Here is an 11,837-nt window from a genome sequence, read left to right as displayed (position 1 = left end):
AGAGCGATTGCTCATTTTGAAACATCTGACGAGAATTTGCATTCTCTAATTTTGGATCTCACCGAAGTGATCTCCAGATACTCACTCGTTGTTCAGTTTTCAAAGATCAAGCTCGTTGTCAGTGACCACCATCTCGTCACCAGCAACTCTTATAATATATCACATCCAGCCGTTCAATGCAAGCTCTTTTTTTAATTTCTTTTTTCGAGCTCGGCGTTGATGTTTCGCGGCCAGAAATAGAATATATCATGTATAGCGTTTGATTGCAAGCATTATTTTAAATTTGTTTTCATATTAAAAGCTGTGTCTCCTCCCATCTTCAAAACAACAGAACCGGAAGGTAACACAGCTTTATACAATGCATGGAATGAAACTAGGCGATGATCTCCTGAATGTATAATTCGCGCTCAAGCATCAGATTTACAATTTTGCCTTCGACTTGAACCATTGGACGGGTAGGATTGCTGCGGTCAGTGAAAATAATTTCACCATGGCGTCCATCACTCAGCTTGATTCTGGTTCCATTGTATAAGTCGGTGGTTTTTTGAATAAAGGTCTGAACAATTACCGGATCAAGCTTACCGAAGCTTTCCGTCAGAATCTGCTCCAGCACCTTGTAAGGCGACTGTGCCTTCCTGTAGGCTTTCTCCAGCGTCATTGCGTGGAAGATATCGGCCACCGCAACAATCTTAGCGTAGAAATGAATCTGGGTACCCTCCAGGTGTAACGGATAACCCGAACCGTCTATTTTCTCATGATGCTGAAGTGCAGCGAGTCTGACTCCTTCATTAATGGCCGTAACATTACGGAGCAGCTGGTAACCATAGGTTGTATGTCTGCGGACCTCTTCTAACTCAGCACTGCTCAGCGGAGTCGGCTTCTGCAGCAATGAGACATCAACCTTAACATTTCCTATATCATGCAGCAAGCCGGCAAATGCAGCCTGCATCCAATCCTTCAGCGGATATCCGCACCATTGGGCTATTTTATAAGAGGTTAGAGCCGAAAGTACAGCATTATGATAATTGTAGTCCTGATCATTAATAACACGCGGAGTAAATTTTAAGACATGATAATCCTTGAGCTCGTTGATCAGTGCCTCTAACTGACTCCGCAGTTCATAAATAGGCAGCGGAGCTGCAGCAACAGAACGGTAGCTCTGCTTAACTAGGGCCAGCATTTTCTCATACTCATCATGAAGGGGAGAATTGCTCTTGGCAAGCAACGACTCATTGATGGTAGCACCTGTTTTAACCGAGACAGATTTCGTACCGGCTTTAGCCGGCTCAGAAGGCTTGTTCTCACCCGGGGCTCCCTCTATCTCCACCTGTTGAACCAGGAAAGCCTGCAAAATCTCAATATCCCGGGGTAATATGACCTTACCCTTAGAAAACAGCACGCTCCCCAAGGGGGTAACGACGTCTTTAATAATTTTCGAACCTGGTTTTACTTCTGCAACGGATATGTTTGGCATAAACTCAGCCCCTCTGTTTCTGTGAAACTTACGTCCAGGAATGCTGCTCTGCTGGAGAGACTGAACATTACCGGCCACCAATGCTACCTTGCGGCAACTAACCACCTAACTCTCTAATTATATTATGGATATCGGCAAGCGACTAGATAGTGTGCAGTTAATTCCTAAAATATATTGTTGTACATAAAAAAAGCATGAGCTCCTGGGATCAGAAACTCATGCTTCATTAGTTCATTCTACTCGTGACTATCCTCTTCACCTTCAACATCTGCTTCAGGCTCTGAATCAGTTACCGTTTCTACTTCGTCTACTATTGTACCTTGGATTTCTTCGCCATCCTCGTGCTCAGACAGATCTTCCTCTTCTTTGTCCGCTCTGCAAAGGGTAGCTACCGCATCATCCTCACGGATGTTGATCAGCTTAACGCCCTGCGCATAACGGCCCATTGTAGAAATACCATCCATGCTTGTACGGATTAATGTTCCGCTTGTCGTGATTATCATCAGGTCCTCATCATTCTTAACAACCTTCAGACCGACTACCGGGCCATTCTTATCCGTAAGATTAATCGTCTTAATCCCTTTACCGCCACGGGTCTGGGAACGGTAATCCCCGGCAGGTGTCCGTTTACCGTAACCCTTGGTCGTTACGATCAGCACTTCAAGCTCCTTGTCCACGCAATCCATACCGATGACATGGTCATTGTCATCAAGGGTGATTCCCTTAACGCCGGTTGCACTGCGGCCCATGGAACGTACATCGTTCTCGGAGAAGGTAATTGACATACCGCGTGCAGTACCAATAATCAGGTTCTGCTGACCGTCGGTCAGCTTCACTTCGATCAAGGAATCCTCTTCGCGGAGATTGATCGCAATCAGTCCGCCTTTGCGGATATTGTTGTAATCTTCCAGAGGCGTCTTCTTCACAATCCCCTCACGGGTCGCAAAGAACAGATACTTGTCACTGTCAGCTTCTTCAACCTGAATTACTGCACTGATCTTCTCACCCTGCTCGATCTGAATCAGGTTGATGATTGGTGTTCCCCGTGCAGTACGTCCAAGCTCTGGAATCTCATAAGCTTTAATCCGGTATACCTTACCCTTATCGGTAAAGAACATCAGATAATTATGAGAATTACTTACGAAGAGATGCTCCACGAAATCCTCATCCTTCGTGTCCATGCCAATGACGCCACGCCCGCCGCGCTTCTGGCTGCGGTAGGTGTTAACCGGAAGACGCTTAATGTAGCCGGTATGCGTAATGGTAATGACTACTTCTTCACGCGGAATCAGATCCTCATCGAGAATGCTCTCTTCCCCAACGGTGATTTCAGTACGGCGGTCATCGGAATATTTATCGCGAATTTCCTGAAGCTCATTACTGATAATCTCCAGTACAAGATGCTCGTTAGCCAAAATCTCACGGTACTCAGCAATCTTGGCCAGCAGCTCGTTATATTCATTCTCGATTTTCTCACGTTCCAGACCGGTCAGACGCTGCATCCGCATATCAAGGATCGCTTGTGCCTGCTCGATGCTAAGGCTGAAGGTCTCCATCAGGCCTTCACGGGCGATATCAGTTGTCCGTGAAGCTCTGATCAGGGCGATTACCTCATCCAGATGATCCAGCGCAATGCGCAGACCTTCCAGAATATGGGCCCGTGCCTCTGCCTTCTTCAGATCAAAGATCGTCCGGCGGCGGATAACTTCGATTTGGTGCTGCAAATAGTGATACAGCACATCACGAAGATTGAGAATCTTCGGTTCATTGCCCACGATTGCCAGCATATTGATGCCGAAGGTAGATTGCATTGCCGTATGCTTGTACAGGTTATTCAGTACAACACTAGGATTAACATCGCGTCTCATCTCGATCACTACACGCATACCGGTGCGGTCAGACTCATCACGCAGATCGGTAATACCCTCAATCCGCTTCTCGCGTACAAGCTCTGCAATCTTCTCAACCAGTCTAGCCTTGTTGACCTGATAAGGCAGTTCATGCACGATGATCCGGGCTTTACCATTGTTCTCTTCAATGGTCGCTTTGGCGCGCATCGTAACCGATCCGCGGCCTGTACGATAGGCCTGGCGAATACCCTCACGGCCTAAAATGTATCCAGCCGTAGGGAAATCCGGTCCTTGAATATATTCCATAAGTTCCATTGGTGTAATGTCCGGATTCTTAATCATTGCCTGTACGCCATCAATGACCTCTCCCAAATTATGCGGAGGAATATTGGTAGCCATACCTACTGCTATCCCTCCTACCCCGTTAACAAGCAGGTTGGGGTAACGGGCAGGCAGTACTACAGGCTCATGCTCTTCACCGTCATAGTTGGGTGCGAAATCAACCGTCTCTTTGTTGAGATCACGAAGCATTTCACCTGCGATTTTGGAGAGGCGTGCTTCTGTGTAACGCATCGCTGCAGCCATATCTCCATCGATCGAACCGAAGTTTCCGTGACCGTCCACGAGCATATACCGCATCGAGAAATCCTGGGCCATACGTACCATTGTCTCATAGACGGCAGAGTCTCCGTGAGGGTGGTACTTACCGATAACCTCACCGACGATTCTCGCTGACTTCTTGTGAGGTTTATCCGGAGACATTCCGAGTTCCGACATCGCAAACAAAATGCGCCGGTGAACAGGCTTAAGTCCGTCCCGCACATCCGGCAAAGCCCGGCTTACAATGATGCTCATCGCATAATCCATAAAGGATTCGCGCATTTCCTCACCAATGTCCCGATCTTTGATTTGCGGGTTATTTTGTTCAGCCATGAGTTGCTGGACCTCCTTCAGTTAAAAACCGCTACCCTTTATTATATTACTTTCACAAAAACAGCACAATTAAACACGGGTAGCCTTATATCTGCTATTATTCATTTCTTTCAGCACATGTAGGGGTATATGCCCTTTCCGCCAATGCCTTCAGTACATAGACTATACAGACAAGAGGAGTAGCTTTATGGCCCTATTTTCGCTCATAGAGGCATAACCTCATATCCTTATATTATAACATTATTTAGCTAGCTTGTCCTGACAATTAAGCATGCAAAATTCAATTAAGAATAGGCTAGGAGGAAGATAATGAGGATTCAACGGGTGTCCAGTAAATGGGCTAAAACAGCAGTCATCCTGCAAAACCGTCTGCTGGCGATCTTCATTCCGGAAACGCGAAAATATAAGATGGAGCATTTGTCTGAGCTGCTTGAAGTCTATGGCACGGTATATATTAAGCCTGACCGCGGTACCTATGGTACCGGGGTTATGCGGGCCGAACGGCGCACAGTACGCTTAAGCCCCAGCGGACAGCAACCGGATCTTGAGGATACAGCAGCAGACAGTAGTGTACCCGAGACACAGGAGCAGGTCATGTACATTTTACGATATGCCAAGGATGCGGAGGTATATAACTCGGTAGAAGAACTTCATGCTGCATTAATTTCCAAAATCAAGGGACGCCCATATCTGGTGCAGCAGGGAATCGATCTGCTGTGCCACCAGGGAAGGCCGTTTGATCTGCGCGTGCTCACGCAAAAAAATCCGTCTGGCGCCTGGGAGACCACAGGTATGCTCGGAAGAGTAGCTGCACCGCAAAAGGTGGTCACGAACTATCATAACGGAGGCAGCATAATCTCCGTGGAGGCATTGTTTAAAGAGCATATGAATCCAGGGGAAATGGCGAAAACGATTCAGCAGCTTAAATCGTTGGGAGTCAGAATTGGCGCACAGCTTGAAACGGCCTACCCCGGACTTAAAGAGATCGGGCTGGACGTGGCAATAGACCAGCATCATGACCTGTGGCTGCTTGAGGTTAATACACTCCCCGCGATCATGGTGTTCAAAATGTTTCCCGATAAATCCATTTACCGCAGAATTCACCGCTATGCTGTAGCCTATGGACGTTTAAAAAGAACCCGGCCGGCAACTCGCCCCCGCCGCAAACTTCTCTCCAAACTATAATAAAACCCCCGGCCTGCTATTCAATTACGAATAGAAGCCGGGGGTCTGTATCTGTAAGGGGGTATTATCAGATATCAAGGTTACGAACCGATTGCGCATGCTCCTGAATAAACTCACGGCGCGGTTCAACATTGTCACCCATCAGTGTATCGAAAATACCGTCAGCCAAAATAGCATCCTCAATCGTTACCTGCAGCATCATACGGCTCTCAGGGTCCATGGTAGTATCCCACAGCTGAGTGGCATTCATTTCTCCGAGACCTTTATAGCGCTGAACATTGACCTTAACATTCTCACCAAAGGAAGCGATAATTTCATCACGTTCCCTCTCGGTTTGAGCGTAGCGGATTACTTTGTTGCGCTCAATCTTGAACAGCGGCGGCTGTGCAATATAGATATATCCCGCTTCTATAATCTTCCGCATGTAGCGGTAGAAGAAGGTCAGCAGCAAGGTACGGATATGGGCACCATCGACGTCTGCATCGGTCATGATAACAATTTTGTGATAACGGGCTTTGGACAGGTCGAAATCATCGCTGATGCCTGTTCCGAGAGCGGTAATAATCGCCCGGATTTCGGCATTGGACAAAATACGGTCAAGCCGTGCTTTCTCGACATTCAGGATCTTCCCGCGCAGTGGCAGAATCGCCTGGAAATGGCGATCGCGCCCCTGCTTGGCGGATCCGCCGGCAGAGTCCCCTTCGACGATGTACAACTCGCTGATTGAAGCATCCTTGGACGAACAGTCAGCCAGCTTACCGGGAAGAGCGCTGACTTCAAGCGCACTCTTACGCCGGGTCAGCTCACGGGCTTTACGGGCCGCTTCACGGGCACGGGAAGCCTGCAGGGATTTCTCCAGCACACGCCGTGAAACCGCGGGGTTCTCTTCCAGAAACTCCTGGAGCTTCTCCCCGAACAGCGACTCTACAATTCCGCGTACTTCACTGTTGCCAAGCTTGGTCTTCGTTTGGCCTTCGAACTGCGGCTCAGGAATTTTAACGGAAATAATCGCCGTTAACCCTTCACGCACATCATCCCCGGTCAGGTTGCCGCTGCTATCCTTAATAACCCCGGTCTTGCGGGCATAGTCATTGATTATTCTTGTCAAGGCGCTCTTAAAGCCGGATTCATGCGTTCCGCCTTCATGCGTATTGATATTATTAGCAAAAGAGTAAATGTTCTCTGTATAAGAATCGTTGTACTGCAGAGCTACTTCTACTGCGATCATATCCCGTGAGCCTTCCACGTAGATAGGTTCCTCGTGCAGTGCTTCTTTTTTCTCGTTCAAATATTTCACATACTCAACGATACCGCCATCATATCTGAACGAGTTGGAAACTCCCGTCCGTTCATCCAGCAGCGAAAGCTCAATCCCCTTGTTAAGAAAAGCAAGCTCACGAATACGTGTAAGCAATGTAGAATATTCGAAAACAGTCGTTTCGGTAAAGATCTCCGGATCGGGGAGAAAAGTTGTAGTTGTGCCGGTTTCATCGGAATCACCGACGATTCTGATATCATACTGCGGGGCACCTCGTCTGTATTCCTGCTGATAGACATGGCCGTCACGCTTAACTTTTACAACTACCTTCTCGGACAAGGCATTCACGACTGAAATCCCTACGCCGTGCAGACCGCCGGATACCTTGTATCCTCCGCCGCCGAACTTACCGCCTGCATGCAGGACAGTCATTACAACTTCTAGCGTTGATTTCTTCAGCTTCACATTCTCGCCGACAGGAATCCCCCGCCCGTTATCAATAACGGTAATACTGTTATCTTCATGTATAATCACTTGAATCCGGTCGCAAAAACCTGCCAGCGCCTCATCGATACTATTATCGACAACCTCCCAGACCAAATGATGCAGACCTTTGGCACTAGTAGAGCCGATGTACATGCCGGGACGTTTCCGAACAGCTTCCAGCCCCTCAAGCACCTGAATCTGGCTCTCATCATATGTCGGTTGATTCATTGACATGCCTTCACCTACTTCTTTCAGATTATCTCTTGTAACCCAGATTAAACTATATCTCTAACAAGATTTTGGCTCTTTTTTTGAGAGTGGAGGAGGATATGGGGGAGTAGTATACCGTATTTTTGGTGACGACGATGGATTTTGCTTCCTCTTCACCGATTCGTTCCAATCTTTTGTCCTGGCCCGAATGAACGATGAACTGCTTCGACACCTTGGAGGATTTCTCAATCGATATATCAAATATAGCAATCAACTCTGAAGACCTAATAATCTTCTCCCCGCCTAAATGAATATACATGCTCTGCCTCCGCTCTTTAATTCTCCACTTTTCCATCATGAACATGAAACAGGCTTGCGTCCTTAAGCTTATCAGCATTTAAACTCTCCACACCGGTAGCGGTGATGAAGGTCTGCACCTTGCTCTGGAAAGTTTCGATAAGCTGGGTCTGACGGTAGGGATCAAGTTCGGACAAAACGTCATCAAGAAGCAGCACAGGATACTCTCCGATTTCCTCATGGATCAGTTCAATTTCCGCCAGCTTGAGCGATAAAGCTGTCGTACGCTGCTGTCCCTGGGAACCGTAGACCTGAGCTTCTCTTCCGTTGATAAAAAAGGACAGGTCATCCCTATGGGGACCCGTCAGCGTCATGCCGCGCCTGATTTCCTGTTCTCTCGTTTGTGATAACTTTAACATAAATTTGTCCAATAAGACAGCTTCATCTTCCTCTTCACGCTCTCCGAAGGAAGGAACATACAGCAGTTTAAGCTCTTCTCCGCCGTTCGTAATGCCCCGGTGAATGCTTTCTGCCCATATTTGCAGCTTCTTTATGAATTGTTTCCTTTTTTTGACGATTTTAACACCATGTTCTACAAGTTGGGCATCCCATATTTCTAAAAGCTCTCTGCCGGCAGCCTCCTTCCCCCATAGCTGCTTCAGCAAATTGCCTCGCTGGAGGAGGACTTTCTGATATTGCTGTAAGTGAAAAAGGTAGCTGGGCTGCACCTGCCCGATTTCCATATCGAGAAAACGGCGGCGGATACCCGGCGTACCTTTGACAATTTCCAAATCTTCCGGAGCAAACATAACTACATTGAGCGAGCCGACAAATTCACTCAGCCGGCGCTGCTCCAGTCCGTTAATCCTGGCTTTTTTGCCCTGGGCGGATAAGGTCAGCTCCAGCTTCAAATCCCCGTATTTGCGCTCTACTTCGGCAACAATTTGAGCAGATCCTCCAGGAGCATCAAACGAAATGAGCTCCTTGTCTTTGGATGTGCGGTGGCTTTTGGTCATCGCCAGGACAAACAGAGCCTCCATGAGGTTTGTTTTGCCCTGGGCGTTCTGGCCAAGAATCAGGTTTACATCGCCCAGGCTCTCCAGACGCAGCAACCCGTAGTTGCGATAATGCTGCAGACCGATATTTTTGACAAACACGAAGCTTAAGCCTCCCCGAAGTACTACTCTTTTATTCCGCCGCCTTCAACCTCAAAAACGCCGTTATCCTGTACCTCTATTCTATCACCCGGGTAGAGCTTTCTTCCACGCCGTTCTTCTTTTTCTCCGTTAATGAGCACATGGCCCTCCTGCAGCAAAGCCTTAGCCATCCCCCCTGTGGATACACAATCGGAGAGTTTCAGGAATTGGTCCAGCTTAATATATCCACTGTGGATAAGTATTTTTTTCATGTTTTTTTATCCTTTCCGCCACTTATCCACAGGTTCGTGAACAACGGCGTTAGTTAGTTGTGCGGTAAGGCAGAATCACATACAGGCTGCGGCTCTCATCTAGCGGCCGTAAGATGATCGGACTCATCATGCCCGTAAAAGCAATAACCAGCTGTTCGCTTTCGACAACCTTCAGCACATCCAGCATATATTTCGAGTTAAAGGAGATTTTCAGCGGTTCGCCTTTGAAATCAATGACTTCCAGTTCTTCCCGGACTTTACCCAGCTCTGATGAGCTGGAGGAAATCTCAACATCACCGTTATCCAAAGTCTGCATGCGTACAATATTTGTTTTTTCCTCACGGGACAGCAAATAAGCACGGTCGATGGATTCGCTTAATTTTTTTGTGTCGAGCGTTAGTTCTGTTTTGTAGTTGGTCGGAATAATTCTAGAAGTATCCGGATAAATACCGTCCAGGATGCGCGAATAGAACAGCACTTTATCGATTTTGAACAGAACCTGGTTATCGGCTACGACAATATCCACCAGCATATTCTGGTCCGGAATAATTTTACTCAGCTCGTTCAGCGTTTTGCCGGCAATTACGACATTCGCAAATTGTACACTTTCTGTGCCCTCCAGGTGCGCTGCTCTTGTAGCCAGGCGGTGGCGGTCAGTCGCTGTGAATTTGAATTCATTATCGCTCAAATTCCACAGGATCCCGGTGAGGATTGGTGTTGTTTCTTGGGTAGAGATGGAGAAAGCAGTTTGTTTGATCATATTCTTCAGCAGGTCGCCTGGCAGAGAGATCGTTTCATTCTCTTCAATGCTGGGCAGAACAGGAAATTCCTCAGGATCAAGGCCGACGATTTGAATCTCGGTGGATCCGGAGGAGATATAGGTTTGGAAGCCTTCCTTGACTTCCATGTGAATTTCTTTGGAGGGAAGCTTCTTGATAATCTCAACAAAGAATTTGGCAGGAAGCACTACGCTTCCAGGCTGTTCAACTTTTACGATCGTATGGCTGTCATTTTCAGCCGGAATGAAGGATTGAATCGAAATATCCGTGTCGCTTGCAGTCAATGTAACTCCCTGATGACTGACTTCAAACTTGATGCCGGTCAGAATCGGAATAGTCGTTCTGCTGGAGATAGCTTTGGATACATGCCCGATGGATTCGTTGAGTTCATTTTTAAGAATGCTTATTTTCATAATTTCACTCCTAGCTGAAAAGTTGGGAAATGGGCTTACGGTTATCCTCTTTGAAAACTGCTCTTAGAAGATGAATTATTATAGATCTTTAATAGTATTAGTAGTAGGGGCTCCGTTTATGTGGATAACTCCCGTAAACAGCATAAAATTAAGCCTACCCACATGTGTATAGATTGTGTATAGGCTCTTTGTTCCTCTTAGGAAGGATTTTTAATTTTCTCCGCAAGATTATTGACCACTTTGTACAACTCCTGATCGACCTTTAATGACTGTGTAATCTTCTCATGAGCATGAATTACAGTTGTATGATCGCGTCCTCCGAAGGCTTCACCAATCTTAGGCAGCGAATAATCCGTTAGTTCACGCGAGAGATACATCGCGATTTGCCGCGGAAAAGCGACGGCTTTGGTGCGTTTGCGAGCTTTGAAATCTTCCATGCGCAAATTGTAGTATTCTCCAACCTTTTGCTGAATATCACCGATGGTGATCATTTTTGGCCGGCTGGACGGGATAATATCCTTCAGTGCCTCGGCTGCCAGATGAGTGGTTACGTCCTGGTTGGTTAGTGAGGAGTAAGCTACAACCCGGATCAGCGCGCCTTCCAGCTCACGGATATTCGTATCAATCTGGTTAGCGATATACATCATGGCCTCATTGGGAATGTCAAGGTTCTCCGCTTTGGCCTTTTTGCGCAGAATGGCTATGCGTGTCTCCAGATCCGGCGGCTGAATATCGGTAATAAGTCCCCATTCAAACCGGGAGCGCAGCCGTTCTTCCAGTGTTGGAATTTCCTTTGGCGGACGGTCACTGGAGATGATGATTTGCTTGCGTTCTTCGTGCAGAGCATTAAACGTATGGAAAAATTCCTCCTGCGTAGACTCTTTGCCGGCCAGGAATTGAATATCGTCAATTAGCAGAATGTCAACATTGCGGTATTTGTTGCGGAAGCTTTCGCCGCGGTTGTCACGGATGGAATTGATGAACTCATTCGTAAATTTCTCGGACGAGATGTAAATAACCTTGTTGTTTGGGTTATGTTCCAGCACATAGTGCCCGATGGCATGCATTAAGTGGGTTTTTCCCAGTCCCACGCCGCCGTACAAGAAGAGGGGGTTATAAGCTTTGGCTGGCGCTTCGGCGACAGCCAGCGATGCTGCATGCGCAAAACGGTTGCCGGAACCGATTACGAACGTATCGAACGTATATTTCGGATTAAGCAGATGTGTCTGCGCTTCTTCACGCGATACTGCTGGCGAAGGTGCCATCTGTTGAATTACAGGCTCTGAGGGTTTGTTCTCCTCAATTACAAATTTGACGTCCACCTGTTGTCCGGTAACCTCATAAACTGTAGCTCCTACCAGTTTTGTGTAACGACTTTCCAGCCATTCTACGGCAAAAGTTGTAGGTGCCGAGATGATAAGGGCCTGAGAGCTAAACGATAATGCTTTCGTCGCTTTAAACCATGTATCAAAACTCGGTTTGCTTAGTTTAGTTTGAATAATCGATAAAATTTGCTGCCATAATTCGGAAGTATGGCTGTCCAC

General features: G+C 47.2%; 9 protein-coding genes. 1 reads left to right on the top strand and 8 read right to left on the bottom strand.

The features are described from left to right. Positions 1–373: 373 nt before the first annotated feature. Both JRJ22_RS00045 and gyrA read right to left on the bottom strand, forming a co-directional pair. Positions 374–1,474: an HD-GYP domain-containing protein gene (locus JRJ22_RS00045; protein ID WP_206102621.1), complete on the bottom strand. Its 1,101-nt coding sequence runs from the start codon at positions 1,472–1,474 to the stop codon at positions 374–376. Positions 1,475–1,710: 236 nt separating this feature from the next. Continuing rightward, the gene (gene gyrA, locus JRJ22_RS00040) at positions 1,711–4,257 is read right to left on the bottom strand and encodes a DNA gyrase subunit A (protein WP_206102620.1); all 2,547 of its coding nucleotides are present in this window, start codon (positions 4,255–4,257) and stop codon (positions 1,711–1,713) included. A gap of 309 nt (positions 4,258–4,566) precedes the next feature. Here gyrA and JRJ22_RS00035 point away from each other — a divergent pair, with 309 nt between their 5' ends. Next, a complete protein-coding gene (locus tag JRJ22_RS00035) occupies positions 4,567–5,442 on the top strand; it encodes a YheC/YheD family protein (protein WP_206102619.1) in 876 nt (291 codons plus the stop codon). Positions 5,443–5,509: 67 nt separating this feature from the next. On the opposite strand, the gene gyrB is transcribed toward JRJ22_RS00035, so the two are convergent. The 6 genes from gyrB to dnaA form a co-directional block, all read right to left on the bottom strand. After that, a complete protein-coding gene (gene gyrB / locus JRJ22_RS00030; RefSeq protein WP_206102618.1) occupies positions 5,510–7,420 on the bottom strand; it encodes a DNA topoisomerase (ATP-hydrolyzing) subunit B in 1,911 nt (636 codons plus the stop codon). Positions 7,421–7,466: 46 nt separating this feature from the next. Then, on the bottom strand, positions 7,467–7,715 hold the full coding sequence (gene remB, locus JRJ22_RS00025; RefSeq protein WP_206102617.1) for an extracellular matrix regulator RemB: 249 nt from the start codon (positions 7,713–7,715) through the stop codon (positions 7,467–7,469). A 16-nt stretch (positions 7,716–7,731) separates the two neighbouring features. Beyond that, positions 7,732–8,850: a DNA replication/repair protein RecF gene (gene recF / locus JRJ22_RS00020; protein WP_206102616.1), complete on the bottom strand. Its 1,119-nt coding sequence runs from the start codon at positions 8,848–8,850 to the stop codon at positions 7,732–7,734. Between the two features lie 23 nt (positions 8,851–8,873). Then, complete coding sequence (gene yaaA / locus JRJ22_RS00015; RefSeq protein WP_206102615.1) at positions 8,874–9,101, bottom strand: S4 domain-containing protein YaaA; 228 nt, start codon at positions 9,099–9,101, stop codon at positions 8,874–8,876. 49 nt (positions 9,102–9,150) lie between these two features. Then, the gene (dnaN, locus tag JRJ22_RS00010) at positions 9,151–10,293 is read right to left on the bottom strand and encodes a DNA polymerase III subunit beta (RefSeq protein WP_054942654.1); all 1,143 of its coding nucleotides are present in this window, start codon (positions 10,291–10,293) and stop codon (positions 9,151–9,153) included. Positions 10,294–10,490: 197 nt separating this feature from the next. Then, complete coding sequence (dnaA, locus tag JRJ22_RS00005) at positions 10,491–11,837, bottom strand: chromosomal replication initiator protein DnaA (protein WP_054942653.1); 1,347 nt, start codon at positions 11,835–11,837, stop codon at positions 10,491–10,493.

Source organism: Paenibacillus tianjinensis, from assembly GCF_017086365.1.
Lineage (GTDB): Bacteria > Bacillota > Bacilli > Paenibacillales > Paenibacillaceae > Paenibacillus_AQ > Paenibacillus_AQ tianjinensis.
This window is presented reverse-complemented; position numbering and strand designations above follow the sequence as displayed.

Coding starts and splice junctions, on each gene's coding strand:
- JRJ22_RS00045 (WP_206102621.1), bottom strand. CDS start 1,474: ATGCCAAACATATCCGTTGCAGAAGTAAAACCAGGTTCGAAAATTATT.
- gyrA (WP_206102620.1), bottom strand. CDS start 4,257: ATGGCTGAACAAAATAACCCGCAAATCAAAGATCGGGACATTGGTGAG.
- JRJ22_RS00035 (WP_206102619.1), top strand. CDS start 4,567: ATGAGGATTCAACGGGTGTCCAGTAAATGGGCTAAAACAGCAGTCATC.
- gyrB (WP_206102618.1), bottom strand. CDS start 7,420: ATGTCAATGAATCAACCGACATATGATGAGAGCCAGATTCAGGTGCTT.
- remB (WP_206102617.1), bottom strand. CDS start 7,715: ATGTATATTCATTTAGGCGGGGAGAAGATTATTAGGTCTTCAGAGTTG.
- yaaA (WP_206102615.1), bottom strand. CDS start 9,101: ATGAAAAAAATACTTATCCACAGTGGATATATTAAGCTGGACCAATTC.
- dnaN (WP_054942654.1), bottom strand. CDS start 10,293: ATGAAAATAAGCATTCTTAAAAATGAACTCAACGAATCCATCGGGCAT.